Source organism: Mycolicibacterium rutilum (assembly GCF_900108565.1).
Lineage (GTDB): Bacteria > Actinomycetota > Actinomycetes > Mycobacteriales > Mycobacteriaceae > Mycobacterium > Mycobacterium rutilum.
In genome coordinates, this window is the sequence record NZ_LT629971.1 from 5,408,589 (window position 1) to 5,430,996 (window position 22,408).

A 22,408-nucleotide genomic window follows, 5' to 3' on the forward strand; every position below is an offset into this window, starting at 1 on the left:
CGCACTTAATCTTGGTGCGCCGGTTGCACTTCGGCGACCTGCGTCAGGCCGCTGACGGTCAACACCGGCAACAGGATCGGGTTCACCACGATCCGACGGATCCGGCCCGCGTGCTCGAACAACGCGTTGATCGCGCCGCTGTCGAGGTACTCGATGCCGCTGAAGTCGACCACCACCGGTTCCGAATCAGCGGCCGCCATCGCTTTGGTGAAGGCCTCGACATTGCTCAGATCCAGTTCACCGGTCGCGCTCACCAGCACCGTGCCGTCCTCCCCGCGGCCGGTGCGCACGTCCACGTAAGTGGCCATCAGGCAATCCTCGCGTGCATGTTGATCGTCGTGCCGTACTCCCCCGGTTCGATGGAGACATCCTGCATCAGGGCCCGCATCAGCGCGATACCCCGGCCTCGGTGCGCAGCCGGATCGAAGTTGGGCGGTTTCCAGACCCCGGTGTCGACGATCGCCACGTGCAGCCGGTCCGCCAGCACGGTCGCGCGCAGCGAGACGGTGCCGCCGGCGCGGTCGCGGTGGCCGTGCTCGATCGCGTTGGCCAGCGCCTCGCCGACCGCGATCAGCACGTCGAGGGCCTGGGCGGGCGCGACGCCGGCCTGCGTGAGCCAGGCGCGCAGCGCGCCGCGGGTTGGCGCCAGTTCGTTGGCGTCGGCGGCGAATTCGATCTCCAGGGGGGCAGGCTGGCGGTACATCATGAGGGCAACGTCGTCCTGGTATCCGTAGTGCGGGGTCAATTTGGACATGACCTCGTCGGCCAAGTCGTCGAGCGCGACGGCGCGGTGGTCGGTCAGCACGCCGGTGAGCCGGCGGATTCCGGTGTCCAACGACTCGCGCCGCCGCTCGACGAGGCCGTCGGTGTAGAGCAGCAGCGTCGCGCGCGGCGGTATCACGTCGCGGCTCTCGGGCCGGACGTGGTCATAGGACAGCCCGAGCGGGGTGACCGAGGCATCGTCGAGCAGCCGGGTGCCGCCGTCGGCCAACACCAATACCGGTGGCGGATGCCCGGCACTGGAGTACACGAGCTCGCCGGTCTCCGGCGTGAGCACCGCGCAGAACGCGGTCGTGCACCGCGCACCGGGCAGCCGGGCCGCGAACCGGTCGAGTGCCGACAGCGCGGCGGCGGGGCTGGGATGTTCCAGAAGCAGTGCGCGGCAGGCGCTTCGGAGCTGACCCATCACCGTCGCCGCGGGCAGCCCGTGCCCGACGCAATCACCGACGATCAGCGCGATCCGGCCGTCGTCGAGGTTGACCACGTCGTACCAGTCCCCGCCGACCTGCAACGGCCGCGTGGCCGGCTGATACCGCACCGCGAACCCGCTGGACACCGTCGGCCCCAGGATCGCGTGCTGCAACGCCAGCGCCGTCTCGCGCTGCTGATCGAGTTGATGCACCCGTTGCAGACCCTGCCCGAGCCGGCCCGCCAGCACGGCCAGCAGCGTGTGGTCCTCGGGGGTGAACGGTCGCCGCTCGGCCAGCTGGAGATGCAGCACCAGCACACCTCGCGGGTGTTGCAGCGCGATGCGCGCCGTGCCGGGTTCGGTGGTGTCGGCGACGAGCGAGTCGGCGGTGCGCAGCGCCAGGATCTCCTGTTGGGTGCCGGCCGGCAGATCGTGCCACCGCAGATGCTTCCCGGCGCTGACGAATTCGATGGGCTCGCTGAGGTTCTCGGCGTCCTCGGTCGGGAAGGTGGCGGCCAGCACATGGTTGGCCCGCCACACCGCGTTGAGCTCGTCAGCAGCGGCGCGGACCGCGTCGCGCAGGGTGTCGGCCGAGGCGAGTTGCTCGTTCAGTGCGGCGAGCGCGGTCTCCCGCTGCACGGTGTAGTGTTCGGCGGTCACGTCGCGGAAGGTGCCGACGAGCATCTTTCGCCCGGTGTCGATCTCCTCGATTTTGTTGAACGCCACGGTGATCCACAGCCGGTGCCCGTTGCGGTGGGTGACCGGGATGGTGAATCGGCCGTTCGGTTCGCTCAGCATCCGGGTGAACGCGTCGCTGACCTGTCGGTGCGCCTCGGGGTCGGTGTCGGCGGCGGGCCACCACGGCTGCCACGGCAGGTACGGCGGGCCCTCGACGCCGAAGCCGAGGATGTCGGTGAACGCGGCGTTGATCTCGATCACCGCACCGTCCTCGTCGCAGACGAAGAAGGCCTCCTGCAGCGAATCCACGAGCGCGGTGCGCCATCGGGCGTGATGGTTGCGCAGCCGGGCGAGCTTGACGTTGGTGCGCACCCGCGCGAGCAGCTCGGCCGCCGCGAAGGGTTTGACCAGGTAGTCGTCGGCACCGGCCTGCAGGCCGTCGATCGCGGCCTCCTGTCCGGCGCGTGCGGACAACAGCAGCACGGGCACGGCTGCGGTGCGCGGATCCGAGCGCAGCGCCGCGACGAGCTGCAGCCCGTCCAGCCGCGGCATCATCACGTCGCTGACCACCATGTCGGGGGTGTCTGCGCGGATCGCGTCGAGCGCGCTCTGCCCGTCGGTCACGGCGTCGACGAGATAGCCGTCGTTGCGCAGCAGTCGAGCGACGTATTCGCGCATGTCGGAGTTGTCGTCGGCGATCAGCACCCGCGGTGTCGCGCCGGCACCGAAGACCGCTGATGCCGCGGACGCCCTGGATGCCGGGGCGACCGGCGGTGCGTCGAACGCCTCCTCGGACGGCAACCAGCGCATCGCCTCCTGCAGATAGGCTTCGGCGCTCTCGGCCCGGGTGCGCGCGTCCGTCGCGGGCACGATCGCGTCGGCCGGCAGATGCGCGCTGCCGACCGGCAGCCGGATGGTGAACGTCGTGCCCACACCCTCGGTGCTGTCGGCGGCGATGCGACCGCCGTGCAGTTCGATGAGCTCCCTGACCAACGCGAGGCCGATGCCGCTGCCCTCGTTGGACCGCGCGCGCACGTTGTCGATGCGGTGGAACCGTTCGAACAACCGCGGCATCTCGTCGGCCGCCACGCCGACGCCGGTGTCGGCGACGGTGACCACGGCTTCGGCGCCGTCGCGGCGCACACCGACAGTGATGCCGCCGTCGAACGTGAACTTCAGCGCGTTCGACAACAGGTTGAAGACGACCTTCTCCCACATGTCGCGGTCGATGTAGACCGGTTCGCCGACGGCGGGACAGTCGACGGTGAACGCGAGGCCGGCCCGCTCGATCGCCGACCGGAAGACGCTGGCGAGTTCGGCGGTGACTGCGCCGAGATCGACCGGCACGTACCGCGCCCGCATCCGGCCGGCCTCGATACGCGAGAAGTCGAGCAGCGTGTTGACCAGCTTCGCCAGGCGCAGCCCGTTGCGCCAGACGATGTCGAGCTCCTCACGGGTGGGCTCGTCGAAATCGGCGCCGCGACCGCGCATCTCGGCGACCGGATCGAGGATCAGCGTCAGCGGCGTGCGGAACTCGTGGCTGATGTTGGAGAAGAACGCGGTCTTGGCGCGGTCGAGCTCGGCCAGTTCCTCGGCCCGCTGCTGCTGCGCCTGATAGTTGCGCGCGCTGCCGACCCCCGCGGCGATGTGTCCGGCGACCAGGGTGACGAACCCGCGATAGGTCTCGTCGAGCGGGCGGTACCGGTTCAGCGCGGCCACCAGCAGACCGCTCGGCGATCCGCCCTGCTGCAGCAGCGGCACCACCAGCGCCTGGACCGGCGGCGCGTCCCACGCCCCCGTCGGCACCTGCGGATACCGGTCGGGGACGAGGTCGACGACCGTCGACTCGCCGCTGACCGCGTGGCTCACCGGCCAGACCCCGGAGTCGTCCGCCGCCAGCCGCGACGGCGCAATGCGGTGTCCGCCAACCACACCCGTCGCCCCGGCCAGCCGTGCGCCGCCGTCGTCGTCGAACAGGTAGGTCAGGGTGAACGGCAGATCGCTCATGTTGTTGCCGAGCTGGCGGTCGGCGAACGCGAGGGTCTCCACTTCGGTGCGCACCACGCTCGGGTCCGAGCCCAGATCGCGCAGCGTCGCCATCTGGCGTTCGCTGATCACCTTCTGGGTGTCCTCGCTGACCACACACAACATCCCGACCACGACGCCGTCGTCGTCGCGCAGCGGACTGTACGAGAAGGTGTGGTAGGTCTCCTCCTGGTACCCGGAGCGCTCGAGGAACAACAGCAGCGCCGAATCCCAGGTGGCCTCACCGGTGGAGAGCACCCGGTCGATGCGCGGTCCGATGTCGGGCCAGATCTCCGCCCACACCTCGCGGGCCGGGCGCCCGAGCGCCCACGGGTACTTGCGTCCCAACGTGCCGCGGCGATAGGCGGCGTTGCAGAAGAACGTCAGCTGCGGGCCCCACGCCATCCACATCGGGAACCGCGACGACAACAAGATGCTGACGGCGGTGCGCAGGCTCTGCGGCCAGTGCGCCACCGGCCCCAGCGGGGTCGCCTCCCACGACACCCTCGCGAGGTCGGCGCCGACCGCGGGGTCGGCACTGAAGACCTCCGGCAAGGGCTGCGGCCCGCGCGGCGCGCTCACCCTTCGACCGCGTCGGCCACGGACCTGTACGGTCGGATGACCTTGTCGAGTCGAGTCACCTCGATGGGACGCACCACCTCGGGGTTGGCGGCCACCAGCCGCACCGAAACCCCCGCGACCGAACCCTGCTCGTAGCAGTCGAGGACGGCGTTGAGGCCGGCGCTGCCGAAGTACGTCACCGCGCCGAGCTCCACGACCAGCAGCTTCGTCGGGTGCCCGCCGGCCGCTTCGAGGGCAGCATCGAGGTGCGGCTGAAGCTTCGTGACGGTGCCGGAGTCGACCTCACCGCCGACCGACACCACCACCGCGGCGTCCCGCACATCCTGCTTGACCTCTAACAGAGCCACGGTCGGGCACCTGTCACCGAGGCAACCGGCTGATCTTCATGGATTGCTGATACCCCAACTCGACAGATTTCAGCTGTGACATTCATGCGGGTTCGCTCATCCGGCGGTCCGCTGGTGCGCGGTCAGCAGCAGGTGGTCGAACTGCCGTCGCAGACCGTCGCGTTGCGCGTCGACCGACCCGAGGCCGGCGACGACCTGCCCGGCCAGCGTGCGCAGTTTGGTGTTCGTCTCCTGCGAGCGCCACATGAGCAACTCGAACGCGGCGTCGGCGTCGATGCGGTAGACGAGCATCAGCGCGCCCTTGGCCTGCTCGATCGCCGCACGCGCCTCGAACATCTCGGGCAACGTCTCCGACAGCGCCTGCCGTCGCGTCTGGGCGAAGGTGTCGGTCAGGTCGACGTAGTAGCCCTCGGTGCCCGCCACCGCACCGGACTCGTCGAACATCCGGTCCCCCAGCACGATGACCGTGTGCACCTTGCCTGCGGTGTCGATGAACCGGTGCCGGCTGGAGAACGACCCGCCGGAGTGCAGCGCGTGGTCGAGAAGGTCCTGCACCTGCTGCCGGTCGTCGGGATGTTTGTGCGACAGCAGCAGTTCGGTCGTGGGCTCGACGGCGCCGGGTTCGTACCCGTGCATGCGGGCCACTTCGTCGGACCACTCCCAACGTTGGCCGACGAACCAGAACCGGAAGGTCCCGACATTGTGGTCCGCGATCGCCCGGTCGGAGGCAGACGGCAGCGGGCTGTTCGCGACCTCCGGCTCCGACATGGGCACATCATCGCATGTCAGCGGCACCGACGAGAGCGTTCGCGAGGTCCCGGTCAGTTCAGTCGGCGGTCGCGCCGACCCGGTCCGGGAACAGCGCCGCCAGGCGTCGCCGCGACGCCGGGGTGCGCACTCGCAGCGGCCACCAGAACCATCGGCCGAGCAGCGCCGCGATCGACGGCGTCATGAACGCGCGCACGATCAGCGTGTCGAACAACAGGCCGAGCGCGATCGTGCTGCCGACCTGGGCGATGCTGAGCAGGTCGCCGACCACGAACGACGCCATCGTCGCGGCGAACACCAGACCGGCCGAGGTGACCACCGAACCCGAACCGGCCATCGCGCGGATGATCGCGACCTTGAAGCCGTGGTGCAGTTCCTCTTTGAACCGCGACACGAGCAACAGGTTGTAGTCCGACCCGACCGCCAGCAGCAGGATCACCGACATCACCAGCACGATCCAGTGCAACCGGATGCCCAGCAGGTGCTGCCACACCAGCACCGAGAGCCCGAACGACGTGCCCAGTGAGAGCAGCACCGTACCGACGATGACCGCCGCCGCGACCACGGCCCGCGTGATGATCAGCATGATGATGAAAATCAGTGCGGCAGCCGATAATCCGGCGATCATCAGGTCATAGTTCGACCCGTCGCGCATGTCCTTGTAGGTGGCGGCGGTGCCACCGAGGTAGATGGTCGACCCCTCCAGCGGGGTGCCCTTGATCGCTTCCTTGGCAGCCAGTTTGATCGCGTCGATGTGGTCGATGCCCTCGGGAGTGGCGGGGTCGCCCTCGTGCTCGATGATGAACCGCACCGACTTGCCGTCGGGCGAGATGAAGTTCTTGATGCCTCGTTGGAAGTCCTTGTTGTCGAACACTTCCGGGGGCAGGTAGAACGAGTCGTCGTTCATCGACTCGTCGAACGCGTCGCCCATGGCGTGCGAGTTCTCCTGCATCGCCGCCATCTGGTCCTGCAGCCCCTTCTGGGAGGACTGCATGGTCAGCATCATGGTCCGCATCGTCTTCATGGTCTCGATCTGCTGGGGCAGCAGCGTGACCAGTTGCGGCATCAGGCTGTCGAGATGCTCGAGGTCGGGCACCAGGCGCTGGATGTCGTCGGTCATCGTGTCGATGCCGTCGAGGGTGTCGAACACCGATCGCAGCGCCCAGCAGATCGGGATGTCGTAGCAGTGCGGTTCCCAGTAGAAGTAGTTGCGGATGGGTCGGAAGAAGTCGTCGAAATCGGCGATGTGGTCCCGCAATTCGGCGACGTCGACCGTCATGTCCTTGGTCTTCTGGACCATGCTGTGGGTGGTCGCGGCCATCTGCTGGGTGAGGCTGGCCATCTTCTCCATCGAGGCGATGGTCTTGCCCATCTCGTCGGCCTGCACCAGCATGTCGGCCATCCGGTCCTGCTGGTACTTCTGGTTGAGCTGTTGGGTGGTGCCCTGCATGCTCAGCAGGAACGGGATCGTGGTGTGCTCGATGGGCTTGCCCTGGGGCCGGGTGATCGTCTGCACCCGCGCGATACCCGGCACCCGGAACACCGCCTTGGCGATCTTGTCGATGACGAGGAAGTCGGCCGAGTTGCGCAGATCGTGGTCGCTTTCGACCATCATCAGTTCGGGGTTCATCCGGGCCGCGTCGAAGTGCCGGTCGGCGACGGCGTACCCGATGTTGGACGGGGTGTCCTCCGGCAGGAAGTGGCGGCCGTCGTAGTCGACCTTGTATCCGTTGAGGGCCAGCAGACCGATCAGCGACAGCGCGCAGGTCGCGGCCAACACCGGTCCGGGCCAGCGCACCACGACGACGCCGATGCGGCGCCACCCGCGCGAGTTGATGGCGCGCTTGGGTTCGAACAACCCGAATCGGCTGCCGATCACGACGACGGCCGGTCCCAGCGTCAGCGCCGCGAGTACGGCGACGAGCACGCCCACCGCGCACGGCACGGCCATGGTCTGGAACCACGGCAGCCGGGTGAACTTCAGGCACAGCAGCGCCCCGGCGATCGTCAGGCCCGAGCCGAGCACGACGTGGGCGGTGCCGTGAAACATCGTGTAGTAGGCGGTTTCGCGGTCCTCACCGAGTTGACGCGCCTCCTGATACCGGCCGATGAGGAAGATCGCGTAGTCGGTGCCCGCGGCGATCGCGATCAACGTCAACAGGCTTGTCGCGAACGTCGACAGCCCGATGAAGCCGGAATTGCCGAGGAACGCCACGATCCCGCGCGAGGCGCCGAGTTCGACGAACACCATGAACAGGATCAACAGCATGGTGGCGACGGAGCGGTAGACGATCAAGAGCATGATCGCGATCACGATCAACGTGGCCACGGTGGCCTTGACCGCGCCCTTGTCACCGGCGACGCGCTGGTCGGCGTTGAGCGCCGCGCCGCCGGTGACGTACGCCTTGATCCCTTCTGGCGCCGGGGTTTCGGCGATGATGTCGCGCACCGCTTGGATCGACTCGTTGGCGATCGTCTCGCCCATGTTGCCGCGCAGGTAGATCTGCACGTAGGCGGACTTGCCGTCGGCGCTCTGCGCGCCCGCCGCGGTCAGGGGGTCGCTCCAGAAGTCGGCGACGTGCTCGATGTGCACCGGATCGGCGCGGAACCGTTGGATCAGTTCGTCGTAGTACCGGTGCGCGGCGGCCTCGAGCGGTTTGTCGCTCTCGAGGATGACCATCGCGTTGCTGTCGGAGTCGAACTCCTCGAAGTTGGCGCCGACGCGCTGCATCGCGATAAAGGCCGGCGCGTCGTGCGCGTTCATCGAGACGGTGTTGGCCTCGCCGACTTTCTCCAGCGAGGGCACGAACACGTTGGTGACCACGGTCAGCACCACCCAGCCGATCAGGATGGGGACGGCGAGCAGCCGGATGGCGTGGGCGATCCGCGACCGCTGGGCAGCAACCGCTTCGGTTCCGCTCATCCCCGGTCCCCTTTGTCGCGCTTACGGGCCTTTACAAACCCCGCTGGTTGTGTCGTATATCTAGCCGGTCGAAGTATTAGCTGTCAACGCGGACTTGACAGCAACTTCACAGCTAAGGCGTGATATTCGGCCACGCGGGTGCGAGCACTTTGCCTGACGCTTGAGGTGGCGACGAGCCGCCTGGGAGCGGCGCTCCTTCTCGAGGGCCCTCTGCCCTGTCACCGCACCGGCGTCGGCAACCTTTCGACCACTCGGCAGCAGATCCCGCGCCGTGACGTGGCGAAGGTCACCATCCGCTGGGGTACGTAGCCCCCGATCGTCAGTGACCCTTGGGTAAATTTCGACTCGGTCGCTTGGTCATGCCCGAGCACCCCGCTTCAGCTGCGATCTCGTCTCGCCGCCGCCAGCCGTAACAGAACCTATGTAGACAAGCGAAGCTCTTGTTTCTTAGGTGAGGCTCAGCTAATCTTCGGCTGCCGTTTGGCAAAACCACAGGCACAACAGGAGAAAACGTGCAGCTAGCAGTTCAGGCGGATCCGCCGGTTTACGGGCCCTCGCCCAGTTACTCACCATCTACTCGTCGTGGCAGCAAGCTGATGGTTGCTGGCGTTGCGATGGCCAGTGCCGGCGCGATCGCCCTCAGCCCGGTCAGCCCGATGCCCGACATCCAGGAAGTCTCGGAGCGCGCGGCGCAGGCCGCGGCGGTCGAGCTCACCGCGGCCACCAACCCGTTCGTCGTGTGGGGCCAGACGGCCGCCAACACCTTCGACAGCCTGTCGAAGCTGACTGCAGGCACCACGGATGCCGCGTCCAATCTGCTGGGAGCGCTGAGCACCGGTTACATCTTCCAGGAGACCGCGAACTTCCTGGTGCAGAACATCCTGAACCCCGGGCCGCTGCTGAACGAGTTCCAGAACTTCAACACGAACTTCGGGCCCACCATCCAGACCGCCCTTGCGAACACCAACACGGCGATGGAGACCGCGTTCGGACTGCTGCCGGGCGTGCTCCAGAAGTCGCTGGGGTACCTGTCGGAAGGCAAGTTCTTCGAGGCGTACTCGGAGGTCAACGGCTGGTTCGTGCTGAACTATCTGGGCGGGATGCGGCCACTGATCCCGATCTTCTCCATCCCTGGTCAGTTCGTGGCCAATCTCCCCGGCGCGGTGAAGCTGCCCGCGCTGCTCGACGTCATCTCCGAATTCGCCGCGACCAAGGCGATCTTCGAACCGATCGTCGGCTCGATCGTCCGCATCACCGAGAGCCTCGACGAGGCGCGGGCGTCGTTCGTCGCCGGCGACCTGGTCGATTTCGCCACCCATCTGGTGAACCTGCCGGTGCTGGCCGTCAACGCGTTGGTCAACGGGTTCATCCCGAAGGCGACCAATCCTCCCGCCGAGTGGCAGGGTCTGCTCGACCGCGGCCTGTTCACCTACCTCGGTGTCACCTTGCCGAACCTGATCGCCAATGCGATCAAGCCGCCCGCGCCCCCGGTCGAGACGAGCTTCAGCACGCAGGGCGGCCCGAGCGACTACAGCCTCGGCGGTGACACCGTGCCGGTGAACCTCGTCAGCGATGGCACAGACGATGGCGAGGGCGAAGGCTCGGGTGCGGGCGCGGGAGAGGAAACCGGCGCGGGCGCGGGCACTGGTGAAGAAACCGGCGCGGGTGAGGGCACCGGCGCGGGCGAAGGTGGCGAGACCGGCTCCGGCTCCGGCACCGGCACCGGCACTGGGAATGACAATGGCTCGGGCACCGGAACTGGCACTGGCAGCGGTGACGACGACCTCGACACCGGCGACGACGCCGATGACCCGGAAACCGGTGACGACGACAACGAGACCGGTGACGACGACAACGAGACCGGCAGTGGCTCGAATACCGGCGGCGGCACCAACACTGGCGGCGGCACCAACACCGGCGGCGGCACCAACACCGGCGGCGGCTCGAACGACGGTGGCGGTTCCAACGACAACGACAACGACAACGACTAAGTAAGCGCGACGGCGACGGCCCCCTCGGCAACGAGGGGGCCGTCTCTCGTCTGCGGCGGAAGCGGAATCAGCGGGCGCCGCGCACCAGCCGGCCCGGCCGGGCCCCGGTGTCGACTCCGTCGCGGCGCACGACCACTCCGGAGACGATGGTCTCGGTGTATCCGGAAGCGCCCTGCACCAGGCGTTGTCCGCCCGCCGGCAGGTCATAGGCCATACGAGCGGGATGCAGGGTCAGTGCGTCCATGTCGATGACGTTGATGTCGGCTTTCTTGCCCACCTCGATCACGCCGCGGTCCGAGAGGCCGAACAACTGTGCGGTGTCGTGCGATTGTTTGCGAATCACATACTCCAGCGGCAGCCTGTCCCCGCGGTGACGGTCGCGGGCCCAGTGCGTCAACAGGAACGTCGGATAGGACGCGTCGCAGATCATGCCGCAGTGCGCGCCGCCGTCGGACAGGCCCACCACGCCCGCCGGGTGCAGCAGCATCTCGCGGATCGCGTCGTGATTGCCGTAGAAGTAGTTGAAGAACGGCAACATCAGCATCGCGGTCGCATCGGACTCGAGCATCAGGTCATACAGCGTCGACAACGGGTCCTCGCCGCGTTCCTTGGCGATGTTCGCGACGGCGCGGTCAGGAGTCGGCTCGTAGTCGGGCGGATCGCCCAGCGCGTAGATCCGGCCGAGCGAATACTGCACAAGCGCAAACATATTGTCGAACAACAATTTCGGGTCGGGCGGCAGGTCGTTTTCGGCCAGGATCGCGCTCTTGACGGCCGGGTCGGCGAGGCGGGCGGCCAACTCCTCGCGACCGCATTCGGCCTTGAGTCGGCGGAAAGTCGGCCGATGGGTGAACGCGTGATGCCCCGGGAAGCCGAACAGCATCCCGAACGGACGCGCGGCGATCTGCGGATAGAGCGGACTGCCTGCCGCGTGCGCCTGCGCCGAAACCTCCAACTGTTCCCGCCACAGGTCCGGCGCCGCATCCACTTGGATCATCCCGAACGAGATCGGCCGGTCGATCTCGGCGGCCAGGCGGCTCATCCACTCGAGTTCGTTCTTGGGCGCGATGATGTCCTCCCCCGCAACGCCCTGCGGCGCCAGTTCGAACACGGCACGCCCGCCCGCGGCCATCGCCCGGCCCAGGCCGAACAGTTCGTTCTCGGCGGCGAAGGTTCCCGGTACCGGTTCGCCGTCGATGGCGCGATGACCGAGCGTGCGCGAGGTTGAAAAGCCCAGCGCGCCGGCCTCGACGCCCTCTTGCACGAGGCGGGCCATCGCGGCGATGTCGTCGTCGGTGGCGGGTTCGTTGCGGGCGCCGCGCTCCCCCATCGCGTACGCGCGGACCGCGCCGTGCGCGATCTGGCTGCCCACATCGATGGCATAGTGCTGCTTTTCGATGACGTCGAGGTAGTCGGGATAGCTCTCCCAGCCCCATGAGATGCCCTCGGTGAGCGCGGTGCCGGGGATGTCCTCGACTCCTTCCATCAGGCCGATCAGCCATTCCTCGCTGCCCGGCCGCACCGGCGCGAAGCCGACGCCGCAGTTGCCGGTCACCACGGTGGTGACCCCGTGGTTGCTCGACGGCTCGAGCAGCCCGTCCCAACTGACCTGTCCGTCGTAGTGGGTGTGGATGTCCACGAAGCCAGGAGCGACGATTTTGCCTGTGGCGTCGATGGTTTCGGCGGCTTCCCCCTCCAGTGGGGGGTCGCCGGGACCCCGGCGGCGAACCTCGACGATCGCGCCGTCCCTGATGCCGATGTCCGCGGTGAAGCGGTCGGCACCGGTGCCGTCGACGACCGTTCCTCCGGTGATTTTCAGATCGAACACGATTGCCCTCCGGACGCACCGACCAGCCGTTATCGTGGGCACTGTAACACCGTTACAGAGCGGTTCGGGGCAACTTCGAAAGGTCTGAGCGTGACGCAAACGACGCCCGACGTCCGACGCGAGGACGCGATCGGAACACCGCCTCCCCGGCCCACTCTGGTGCCCGTCGAGCGGTATCACTCCCCGACCTTCGCGCGGCTGGAGAACGAGCGGATGTGGCCGAAGGTGTGGCAGCTGGCCTGCACGGTCGATCACGTGGCTGAGCCCGGCGACTACTTCGAATACCGCTGCGGCCCCTACTCGGTGCTCATCGTGCGCGACGACGACGGCGTGCTGCGCGCCTTCCAGAACGTGTGCCGCCACCGCGGTAACTCGCTGTGTTCGGGTTCGGGTTCCGAGCTGCGAGAGCTGCGCTGCGGCTACCACGGCTGGACGTGGGACCTGTCGGGCGTGCTGCGTCGGGTGCCGAACCGCAAGGGTTTCGGTGCGCTGCGGCTGACCGATCTGCCGTTGATCGGCGTCGCGGTCGACACCTGGGAGCGCATGGTGTTCGTCAATCTCGACCGCGACGCGATGCCGCTGCTGGAGTATCTGGAGGAAATGCCGGGCGACGTGGAGTGGGCCCGGCTCGGCGAGTTCCGCTGCTACGCAACGATGACCGTCGACGTCGACGCGAACTGGAAGACCATCGCCGACGGGTACAGCGAGACCTACCACATCCAGACGCTGCACCCCGAGCTGCATCGGTGCATGGACGACGTGTATGCGCCACAACGGATCTGGGGTCACACCGGCAAGTCCGAACAGGTCTACGGCGTGCCGAGCCCGAAACTGAAGGACCAGCTGACCGACGCCGAGGTGTGGGACGCCTACGTCAGCACCCAGGGCGCGCTGATGGGTGTCGAGGAGGGCACGCCGCTGCCCGCCGATCGCGCGCCCGGCGCATCGGTCGCCGACGTGATCGCCGCCCGCACCCGCGCGTTCGCCGCATCCCGCGGCGTCGACCTGGACTGGGCCAGCACCGACCAGGTGATGCGGCTTCACCAGTACAACGTGTTCCCGAACATGACGCTGCTCACCAACGCCGATCATCTGACCGTGATGACGTCGCATCCGGGCGCCGACCCGGACCATGGCGAGCTGGTGATGCTGCTGTGGATGCGGATGCCGCCCGGCGCGCCGCGGGCCAAGCCCGTCGACGTTCGGGTTGCTGCGGCCGACGCGCATCCAGGACTGGTTCTCACGCAGGACATTTCGGTACTGGCGGGTCTGCAGCGCGGTCTGCGCCAACCCGGGTTCACCCACCTGACCCTGTCCAACGAGGAGCGGCGGATCATCAACATGCACCGCAACCTCGAGCGGTATCTCGAGCTACCGCAAGCCGACCGGATGACCGGAGGTGAACCCGGTGCCTGACGCGGCGATCTCCGCGGAGACCATCGTCGACGCCGCCGCGGCGATGATCGAACTGGACGGGGTGGACCGCTTCACGATGCGCGGCCTGGCCGACCGGCTGGGCGTGGCGGTGACGTCGATCTACTGGCACGTCGGCGGGCGCGACAAACTGTTCGACAGCCTGGTCGACCGGCTGCTCGACGAGATGGCGCATCTGCCGATGGCCGGCGACACCGCCGTCGACCGGATCGCCTCACTGGCGCACGCCCAGCGCCGGCTGCTGATCGAGCGGCAGCACCTGCTGGCCATCGCGCACTCCCGTGACGCCACGCCGCGATTGTTCCTGCCCGCTCAGCGCGCACTGGCGACTCAGCTGGCCGAACTCGGTGTGACGGGCGCCGACGCGGCGTTGGTGTTGCGGGCCGTCGAGGTGCACGTGATCTCCTCGGCCGTCATGCGATTCGCCGCGGTGCGCGGCGAGAAGCACGACGAAGAGGACCCGACGCTGTGGACTGACGACTGGCCGGACCAGGACCTGGTCGGTGCGCTGCAGTCACCGACCGACTACGACGCGGTGTTCACCTACGGCCTCGAGGCGCTGCTGGCCCGGCTGCGGTGACTACGCCGGTTCGTAGCGCAGCATCGTGACGTCGTGCTCGGGGTAGTCGATGAACACCGGTTTGACCCGCATCCCGACTTTCAGGCCGGCCGGGTCGACATTGACCAGTTCGGTCGAGAACCGCGGGCCCTCATCCCATTCGACGATCGCGAGCAGTTGCGGTACGGCGTCGGCGAAGTGCGGCCCCACCGGCCGGCGGGCCACCGTGAACGAGTACAGGGTTCCCATCCCGGAGATCTCGCGCCATTCCAGGTCGTCGGCGAGGGTGCGCGGCGCGCGGACTCTCGGATAGAACACGTACGCATCCGATGACGGCGAATACTGGATCACGACGCGGTGCTGCGCGAGCGCATCCCAGAAGGGCGCGGTGGTCGGGGTCTTGACGGGCATCGGGCGTTCGAACGTGGTCACGGTCAGTCTCCCTCGAGGATCAGCGCGGTCTGCTCCGAGAGGATTCCGCCGTTGCCGGAGACGAACGCGCGGTTGCAGTCGCTCACCTGCGCGGCGCCGGCGCGGCCCATGATCTGCCGGGTGGCGTCGCACACGTGGTGCATGCCGCCGGCCAGACCCGCCTGCCCGAAGCCGAGTTGGCCGCCCGCGGTGTTGAGCGGGAAGTCGCCGCGGAACGTCAGGTCGTGGTCGGTGACGAACTGCATGCCCTTGCCCTTCTCGCAGAATCCCGCGTCCTCGAGCGACAGCAACACCGTGATCGTGTAGCAGTCGTAGATCGAGACCATGTCCATGTCGGTGCGGGCGAGCGAGGTCATGCCGAACGCTGTTTCGGCGGCCTCGGCCATCGGGGTGTGCAGCAGATCGGCCGCATAGGTAGGTGTCTTGAACGGTACGTGCTCGCCGAAACCCTTGATCCACACCGGTCTGTTGCGGGCGCGCTTGGCGGCGTCAGCGCAGGCGACGACGACCGCGGCGCCGCCGACGCAGGGCATGACGATCTCGAGCATGTGCAGCGGGTCGGCGATCACCGGGCTCGCGAGCACGTCGTCGACGGTGAGCGGCTTGTCCTTCCAGATTGCACCCTCGGTGTGGTTGGCGTTGACGCGCTGGTCCACCACGATCTTGGCCATCGCGCGTTCGTCGTAGCCGTACACCGCACCGTAGCGGGTGGCGACCTGACCGTATGGCCCGTTCTGGCCGAGGTTGCCGTATGGGATCTCGAATTCGGCCTGCGGAGAGCCGTATTGGTTGCTCGACGAGCCGAAGAACACGGCGTCGACCAGCGGCTTGGGTTTCTTCTCCGAGATCGGCGTGATGTAGCGCGCGGGCAGCGCGCACACCACCACGTCGCACAGCCCGAGTTCGACGGCCGCGGCGGCGCGCCACACCATCGCGGCGGCGCTCGCCCCGCCCAGATCGACGATCTCGGCGAAGTTGGCGCGCACCCCGAGGTATTCGGCGATGGTCGACGGGACGAAGATCTCGGACTCCGCCAGGTGCGAGGTGACGATCCCGTCGACCGCATCCGCCCGCAGCCCCGCGTCCTCGAGCGCCGCGGCGGCGAGTTCGGCCCACTGCTCCAGGGTGAACGGCGCCGGAGTGGCCTTGTTCAGTCGCTCCGGTGGCAGTTCGACGTAGCCGACGATGGCGGCGTCACCGCGTAGTCCCTTCCGTCGTGGTCCCATGCGTGTCCTTTTCGTCGTCACTTGCGGGGCAGGCCGAGGATCATCTGGGCGATGATGTTGAGCTGTATCTCCTTGGTGCCGCCGCCGATGAGTTCGGCGGGCACCCGCAGATATGGCGGTACGACGTCGGATTCCGCGGCCATGGCCGATCGGCCCGCCGACGCCAGCGTGGCCGGGAAGGTGCGTCGCAGCAGCACGTTCATCGCGACCTTGGCGATGCTGGACGTGGCGCCGGACGGCTGCCCGTCGAGCAGCCGGAGCGTCTCGCGCACGCCGAGCGCCTTGATGGCGTTGGCGTAGGCGTCCAGTTCGCCGAGTTCGCGCAGCACGTTGTCGTCGACCGCGCCGTCCGCGCCGGCCAGGCGGCGCAGCGGCGCGGCCCGGTCGAACTGCACGTAACCACTGATGGCCGAACGCTCTTCGGCCATCGTGGCGATCGCCAATGCCCATCCGCCGGTGGGTTCGCCGAGCAGCATCTCGTCGGGCACGAACACGTCGGCCAAGAAGACCTCGTTGAACTCCTCCTCGCCGCTGGCCTGCTTGATCGGCTGGATGTCGATGCCGGGCGAGCGCATGTCGACGATGAAGTAGCCGATTCCGCGGTGTTTGGGGGCGGACGGATCGGTGCGGGCCAGCAGCGCGCCGTAGTCGGCCCGGTGCGCCGACGAGGTCCAGATCTTGTGCCCGTTGATCCGCCAGCCGCCGTCGACCTTGGTCGCCCTGGTGGCCAGCGCGGCCAGATCCGATCCCGCGCCCGGTTCGCTGAACAGCTGGCACCAGGCAAGCTCTCCGCGCTGGGTCGGCGGAATCAGTTGCCGCTGAAGCTCTTCGGATCCCGCCCTGATCAACGAGGGCAGGATCCATTCGGCGATGCCCAGCGACGGCCGCACCAGCGATGGCCGCTTGGTGAACTCCTCGTCGATGATGAGCTGCTGCAGGGGGCTGGCGTCGAGACCCCACGGCGGCGCCCAGTGCGGTGCGATCAGACCCGCGTCGGCGATCGCGGTGCGCTGCGGTCCAATGGCGAAATGCTCGTAGTCGCCCTGACGGCCCTGTCCGTCGTTGCGCAGTGCGGCCGCCTCGTCGAGTGTCTCGGCCACGCGGGCACGGAACTCGGCTTCGGCGTCGCCGAGGTCGACCGAGAAGTTGCGCTCCTGCGTGGCGGTCGCCGCGCCGAGGCGCCGCGCCCACCGGTTCGGGGCGCCGGCCGATGCGGCCAGGCTGGTGGCGCGCCGCCAGTACAGGTGCAGGTCGTGTTCCCAGGTGAACCCGATGGCGCCGAACATCGTCAGGGTGTCGAGCACCAGATCGGCGCACGGGGCGACGGCCATCAACGCGGCACCGGCCGCGGCGATGGCGTGCTGCTCGATCGGTTCGCCGACCGCCCGCACCGCGTCCCAGGTAGCGGCGCCGGCCAGTTCGCTGTTGACCAACAGCATTGCGGCGCTGTGCTGCAGCGCCTGAAAGGTGCCGATCAGCTTGCCGAACTGTTCACGGGTGCGCAGGTGTGCCGTGGCGGCTTCCACGCACCACTGCATGATGCCGGCGGCCATGCTCGCGGTCAGCGCGGTGCTCACATACTCGGCACGGTCGGTCACGATGCCGGCCAGCACATCGTCCTGCCCGACCGCATAGCCGGTGAGCCGCAGCCTGCCGAGGTCGGTCAGCAGGTCGGTGGCCGGAACGGGTTCGGCGGTGGCCGCCACGTTCGCGGTGTCGACGGCCACCCAGATCGTCTCACCGTCATCGGTGACGGCACCGAGCACAGCGATTGCGGCCGAACAGATTCCGGCCGTCAACTCCGAGGTTCCGGTCACCGACCAGCCGTCGCGCTCGCGGCGCGCGGTGGCGCCGGAGTGCTGCGGGAGCAGCAGCGCCGCCGGGGCGCCCTCTGCCAGGCGTGCCAGCAGCGCCTCGACCGGCGGTGACTTGTCGGCCAGCAGGGCCACCGCGCCCGCGGTCACGGTCGGCAGCAGCGGCCCGGGCAGCGCCGCCTTGCCGGCCGCCTCCAGCACGCACGCCGCGTCGAGCAGGCCACCGCCCTGGCCTCCGCATCGCTCCGGCAGATGCACGGCGTGAAAGCCGGTGGCCGCGAACTCGTTCCACCAGGACGGCAGCTGACCGTCGCCGAGTGAGGCGAAGGTGTCCCGGGTGCTGCTCAGCGGCGCCCGCCGGGCCGCGAATTGAGCGACCGCCTCGGTGAGTTCACGTTGTTCGGGACGCAGGGCGAGGGTCATCGGTACTCCGTGCGGGTGGGGTGCGACGTGCGGAAGAAGTGGGCGGCGGCGATGATCGCCTCGCATGTGGGCGAGGGCTCCCAACCCAACTCGCGGACCGCCTTCGAGTGATCCGAGCGCACAGTGTCGGGGTCGACGAGGTCACCGCGCCAGACGTCGACGGCCAGCCCCTCGATGCCGCGCGTAGAGCTGGTGGAGCGGAGCAGCACCCGGACGTCATCACCGCGGGCGACCAACTGCTTGGCGACGTGGGAGCCGAGGAAGCCGCTGGCGCCGATGACGAGTTTCGTCGTGGTCACCGGCCAATGTCGCCATCCTCTCCGCTCACGAGACGCAACGTCTCGTCTTGCCAACACTATGGTGTGGTGTCACGATCTGTAAAGACAGATCCGACTACCCGCGGAGTCACCCATGGTCACCGAGGCGAAGACGCCCCGCAGGCGCAGCGAGCGGTCGCGCACGGCGATCGTCACGGCGACCAGGGAGCTGCTGCTGCAGCGGGGGTTCGACGGACTGAGCATCGAGGCCGTCGCGGCGCGGGCAGGCGTGGGCAAGCAGACGATCTACCGGTGGTGGCCCAGCAGGCCCGCGCTGGTCGCCGACGTCCTGCTCGCCGACGCCGACAAGATCCTGCACCCGGTCGGCCACACCGACGACCTCACCGCCGATCTGGTTCGGTGGGCGACGCGGCTCGCGGCCACCCTGACGACCGCGCGGGGCAACGCGATGCTGCGCGTGCTGACCGTCGCCGGGCTCGAGCACGCCGACACCAAAGCCCGCATGTACGAGGCGTTCAGTGTGCCGTTGCACGATGGCGTCGAATCTCGGTTGTCGGCGGCAGGTTTGGCCGAGCCGACCTCCGCTGCCGCGGCCGACGCGATCGTCGGCGGCATCGTGTACGCGATCCTCAACGAGGGACGGTCGTACCCGTCCGCCAGGGCCGAGGTCATTGTCAGGACCGTGCTCGCTGGACTGATGCGATGAGATCGCCGTCGGTGTTCCGCGTCGTCGGCGAAGACGGGGTGGGCGTCGTCGCCGACCGGCTCGGTGATCCGTCGGCACCGGCGGTGGTGTTCCTGCACGGCGGCGGCCAGACCCGCCGGTCGTGGGGGCGAGCGGCGGCCGCGGTCGCCGAGCGCGGGTGGCAGGCCGTCACCGTGGATCTGCGGGGCCATGGGGAATCCGACTGTTCCCCCGACGGCGACTACCGGGTCGAGCGCTTCGCCGGTGACGTGGTGCGGGTGCTCGAGCACCTGCCGCCGGAACCCTCGATCGTCGGTGCGTCACTCGGCGGGTTCACCGCGATGCTGCTCGCCGGTGAAGTCGCGCCGAGAGTGGCGCGCGCGGTCGTGCTCGTCGACATCGTGCCCGAGATGAATCCGGTCGGGGCGTCGCGGATCCACGAGTTCATGACCGACCGGATGCGGTCGGGCTTCGCATCGCTCGACGAGGTCGCCGACGCGATCGCCGAGTACAACCCGCACCGGCGCCGGCCGGCCGATCTCGACGGGCTGCGCACCAACCTGCGCGAGCGCGACGGCCGCTGGTACTGGCACTGGGATCCCAAATTCATCGACGGTACGGCCGCCGCACCGCCGATCGAGGTCACCGACGCCGAGCGGATGCACCGCGCGGTGGGCTCGATCCTCGCCGATGGTGTCCCGATGCTCCTGGTGCGGGGACAGATGAGCGACCTCGTCACCGAGGAGCGTGCGCACGCGTTCCTGCAGCGGTTCCCTGGTGTCGAGTTCGTCGACGTCGGCGGCGCCGGCCACATGGTCGCCGGCGACCGCAACGACCTGTTCGCCGACGCGGTGGTGGACTTCCTCCTGCGTCACTGATCCGCTGCGGTCCGTCCTACGGCAGTGCCCTGATCGGCGGGCGGACCGGTTCGGCACCGGCCATGGCGTCGAGCGTCTCAGGTGACGGCTGGGCGGCGAGGTACGCGACGAAACCATCGAGCAGCGCGCTGACATGCACCGCATAGCCCACCACGGGCGCACCGAACGACAACGCGCGCTGCCGGTCGGCGCATGCGTGTAGACACATAGCGGATACTTGGTGAATTCGGTTGTGACGCAACGTGTCCGGCACATGCTCGATCAGTGCTCCGACTCTGTTGACATACCGCTCGTGGGATTCGCGATGCTCACCGGGCAGCGCGTCCAGCGGGCTGACCGAGTAGTCGTGGCGCAACAGTTGCTCCAAGAACGGCAGATAGAAGCAGTCGCGGTCCTCCGCCAGTTCGATCAGCGGCAACAGATGCGCTTCAACGACTCGACGCAGATCGTCGACCGGCGCGCGCGCCTGCAGCAACTCGCGGTGGCGAGTCAGCTGCTCGAGACGGTTGAGCAGGATGGCCTGCACCAAGCGCTCCTTGGATCCGAAGTGGTACTGCACCGCGGACTTGTTCGCCATGCCCGCTTCGATGCCGATCTGACGCAGCGGCACTCCGTCGAGGCCCCGCTGCGCGAAGAGCCGCTCAGCAGTCAGGACCAGCTGCTGTTTGGCCGATGGCTTAACCGCGCCCGAGACCGTCTCCGTCACCGCACCAGAGTTTCACACTGGACATCCTAAGTCCATCGACTTAATGTTCAGGCATTCGACTTATAGGAGGTGCGATGCGGGCGCGACCTTTCGCAGACGTCATGGATTCCGACCCGCTCGCCGCACGGGTGTGGTCGCGACCAGGTTTGACCAGGCGAGACCGCAGATTCGTCACACTGACGTGCGTCTGCGCCGCCGAGCCCGTCGACCAGATCGACGCACATATGTACGCCGCGCTCGCCAGCGGCGACATTGCGTTCAACGAACTGCTGGAGTTCGTTCTGCACTTCGCGGTCTACTGCGGCTGGCCGAAAGGCTCACAGGCAGAGGGATCCGCGCGTGCCCAAGCGGCTCGGCTGGCCGCGGAGCGAGGACACGCCGCACCGGAACTTCCGGAGTTGCCGGCAGAGTCCCTCGGGACCACGGACCACGCGCAACGGCTCGCCGAGGGTGAACGGTGCTTCGTCGACGTGAATCTGCTGCCCGCCCCGCCGCGCGACTCACCGTACTTCCAGGCGGGGATCTTGGCGTTCGTCTTCGGACATCTCTGGCAGCGGCCGGGCCTCGGGCGGCGCGAGCGCCGGTTGATCACGGTGGCCAGCGTCGGAGTCTCCGACGCCCTCGGCCCGATCTATTCACACGTCGGTTCCGCGCTCGAGTCGAAAGATCTCACCCGCACCGAGATGGACGAGGTGATCCTCCAGTTCTCCGCGTACAGCGGCTTTCCGAGGGGCAGGGTGCTGCAGCGAGCCGCAGACGAGTCCTGGCAGCGGATCTCCGCTGCGCGAGCGAAAGGTTGACAAGCAATGACGAATTCACTCGAGGGACGGGTCGCGTTCATCACAGGAGCCGCCAGGGGCCAAGGTCGGGCGCATGCCGTGCGATTGGCCCGCGCCGGCGCGGACATCCTCGGCGTGGACATCTGCGAGGACATCCCGTCGATGACGTATCCCAATGCGACGTTCGCGGACCTCGAGGAAACCGAGCGGCTGGTCGAAAAGGAAGGACGCCGCATGCTCGCCTGCAAGGGCGACGTCCGCCGACTCGACGACATGCATGCCGCGGTTCAGGCCGGAACCGATCGGTTCGGTCGCATCGACATCATCATCGCCAACGCCGGGATCATCCGGCTGGCCGGCGAGTCCGAGGACTTCATGGCCGACTGGCAAGACGTCATCGACATCAACCTGACCGGCGTCTACCAGACCATACGAGCCGCTCTGCCGGTCATGCGCGACGGCGCGCGGGGCGGCTCGATCGTCATCACCAGCTCGACGGCGGGTCTAAAGGGCACCGCTTCGCTCAATGCCAGCGGCAACGCCTACGCCGCCGCCAAGCGCGGCGTTGTCGCACTGATGCAAAACCTCGCCAATTACCTTGCCCCGGAGTGGATAAGGGTGAACACCATCCACCCCACCGGGGTGCTGAGCGGGATGACGCAGAACGAAGCGATGGCGGAGCTGATGGCGCACGCAGCCGCGGGCGGTCAGAACGCGATCTCCGGGATGGAGAACGCATTGCCGCTGCCCATCCTGCAACCTGAAGACATCGCCAACGCGGTGGCTTTCCTGGTGTCGGATGAGGCCAGATTCATCACCGGCACCCAGTGGCCGCTCGACGCCGGCTTCTCCGTCCGGTGAGG

The 22,408-nt window shown here is 68.0% G+C and carries 17 protein-coding genes and 1 pseudogene; 7 read left to right on the plus strand and 11 right to left on the minus strand.

The window, feature by feature from the left end:
- Positions 1-5: 5 nt before the first annotated feature.
- The 5 genes from BLW81_RS26360 to BLW81_RS26380 all read right to left on the minus strand — a co-directional run bounded on the left by BLW81_RS26360 (position 6) and on the right by BLW81_RS26380 (position 8,512).
- On the minus strand, positions 6-308 hold the full coding sequence (locus BLW81_RS26360) for an STAS domain-containing protein (RefSeq protein WP_083409749.1): 303 nt from the start codon (positions 306-308) through the stop codon (positions 6-8).
- Positions 308-4,474 carry a SpoIIE family protein phosphatase gene (locus tag BLW81_RS26365; protein WP_235632102.1) on the minus strand — a complete coding sequence of 1,389 codons (4,167 nt, stop codon included), beginning with the start codon at positions 4,472-4,474 and terminating at the stop codon, positions 308-310. Before BLW81_RS26365 ends, BLW81_RS26360 begins: the two co-directional genes overlap by 1 nt.
- Entirely contained in the window at positions 4,471-4,821 is a 351-nt protein-coding gene (locus BLW81_RS26370; RefSeq protein ID WP_083409750.1) for an STAS domain-containing protein, read from the minus strand. Before BLW81_RS26370 ends, BLW81_RS26365 begins: the two co-directional genes overlap by 4 nt.
- Before the next feature lie 96 nt (positions 4,822-4,917).
- Positions 4,918-5,589, minus strand: a complete 672-nt coding sequence (locus BLW81_RS26375) for a PAS and ANTAR domain-containing protein (protein WP_083409751.1) — start codon at positions 5,587-5,589, stop codon at positions 4,918-4,920.
- 58 nt (positions 5,590-5,647) lie between these two features.
- Positions 5,648-8,512, minus strand: a complete 2,865-nt coding sequence (locus tag BLW81_RS26380; RefSeq protein ID WP_083409752.1) for an MMPL/RND family transporter — start codon at positions 8,510-8,512, stop codon at positions 5,648-5,650.
- A gap of 596 nt (positions 8,513-9,108) precedes the next feature.
- Between BLW81_RS26380 and BLW81_RS26385 the strand changes: the two genes are divergently transcribed.
- Positions 9,109-10,503, plus strand: a complete 1,395-nt coding sequence (locus tag BLW81_RS26385) for a hypothetical protein (RefSeq protein ID WP_157897847.1) — start codon at positions 9,109-9,111, stop codon at positions 10,501-10,503.
- A 67-nt stretch (positions 10,504-10,570) separates the two neighbouring features.
- Here BLW81_RS26385 and BLW81_RS26390 read toward each other — a convergent pair whose 3' ends face one another.
- On the minus strand, positions 10,571-12,331 hold the full coding sequence (locus tag BLW81_RS26390) for an N-acyl-D-amino-acid deacylase family protein (RefSeq protein ID WP_083409754.1): 1,761 nt from the start codon (positions 12,329-12,331) through the stop codon (positions 10,571-10,573).
- 90 nt (positions 12,332-12,421) lie between these two features.
- Between BLW81_RS26390 and BLW81_RS26395 the strand changes: the two genes are divergently transcribed.
- Positions 12,422-13,747, plus strand: coding sequence for an aromatic ring-hydroxylating oxygenase subunit alpha (locus tag BLW81_RS26395; protein WP_173839682.1), 1,326 nt, complete (start codon positions 12,422-12,424; stop codon positions 13,745-13,747).
- A complete protein-coding gene (locus tag BLW81_RS26400; RefSeq protein ID WP_235632103.1) occupies positions 13,740-14,345 on the plus strand; it encodes a TetR/AcrR family transcriptional regulator in 606 nt (201 codons plus the stop codon). The genes BLW81_RS26395 and BLW81_RS26400 overlap by 8 nt, the downstream gene beginning before the upstream one ends.
- Here the strand turns inward: BLW81_RS26400 and BLW81_RS26405 are convergent, their stop codons facing one another.
- The 4 genes and pseudogenes from BLW81_RS26405 to BLW81_RS30095 form a co-directional block, all read right to left on the minus strand.
- Positions 14,346-14,756, minus strand: coding sequence for a Zn-ribbon domain-containing OB-fold protein (locus tag BLW81_RS26405; protein ID WP_083409756.1), 411 nt, complete (start codon positions 14,754-14,756; stop codon positions 14,346-14,348).
- Positions 14,757-14,758: 2 nt separating this feature from the next.
- Positions 14,759-15,982 carry a thiolase family protein gene (locus BLW81_RS26410; protein ID WP_083409757.1) on the minus strand — a complete coding sequence of 408 codons (1,224 nt, stop codon included), beginning with the start codon at positions 15,980-15,982 and terminating at the stop codon, positions 14,759-14,761.
- A gap of 17 nt (positions 15,983-15,999) precedes the next feature.
- Positions 16,000-18,219 carry an acyl-CoA dehydrogenase family protein gene (locus tag BLW81_RS26415; RefSeq protein ID WP_083409758.1) on the minus strand — a complete coding sequence of 740 codons (2,220 nt, stop codon included), beginning with the start codon at positions 18,217-18,219 and terminating at the stop codon, positions 16,000-16,002.
- A gap of 113 nt (positions 18,220-18,332) precedes the next feature.
- Positions 18,333-18,518: pseudogene (locus BLW81_RS30095) on the minus strand (SDR family oxidoreductase); the annotation flags it as partial.
- 112 nt (positions 18,519-18,630) lie between these two features.
- Between BLW81_RS30095 and BLW81_RS26425 the strand changes: the two are divergent.
- Together BLW81_RS26425 and BLW81_RS26430 are read left to right on the plus strand one after the other, a co-directional pair.
- Complete coding sequence (locus BLW81_RS26425) at positions 18,631-19,203, plus strand: TetR/AcrR family transcriptional regulator (RefSeq protein ID WP_083409760.1); 573 nt, start codon at positions 18,631-18,633, stop codon at positions 19,201-19,203.
- On the plus strand, positions 19,200-20,060 hold the full coding sequence (locus tag BLW81_RS26430) for an alpha/beta fold hydrolase (protein ID WP_083409761.1): 861 nt from the start codon (positions 19,200-19,202) through the stop codon (positions 20,058-20,060). The genes BLW81_RS26425 and BLW81_RS26430 overlap by 4 nt, the downstream gene beginning before the upstream one ends.
- Before the next feature lie 16 nt (positions 20,061-20,076).
- Here the strand turns inward: BLW81_RS26430 and BLW81_RS26435 are convergent, their stop codons facing one another.
- The gene (locus BLW81_RS26435; RefSeq protein WP_083409762.1) at positions 20,077-20,766 is read right to left on the minus strand and encodes a TetR/AcrR family transcriptional regulator; all 690 of its coding nucleotides are present in this window, start codon (positions 20,764-20,766) and stop codon (positions 20,077-20,079) included.
- 74 nt (positions 20,767-20,840) lie between these two features.
- Between BLW81_RS26435 and BLW81_RS26440 the strand changes: the two genes are divergently transcribed.
- Both BLW81_RS26440 and BLW81_RS26445 read left to right on the plus strand, forming a co-directional pair.
- Complete coding sequence (locus tag BLW81_RS26440; RefSeq protein WP_083409763.1) at positions 20,841-21,566, plus strand: carboxymuconolactone decarboxylase family protein; 726 nt, start codon at positions 20,841-20,843, stop codon at positions 21,564-21,566.
- A gap of 6 nt (positions 21,567-21,572) precedes the next feature.
- Entirely contained in the window at positions 21,573-22,406 is an 834-nt protein-coding gene (locus BLW81_RS26445) for a mycofactocin-coupled SDR family oxidoreductase (protein ID WP_083409764.1), read from the plus strand.
- Positions 22,407-22,408: the final 2 nt, after the last annotated feature.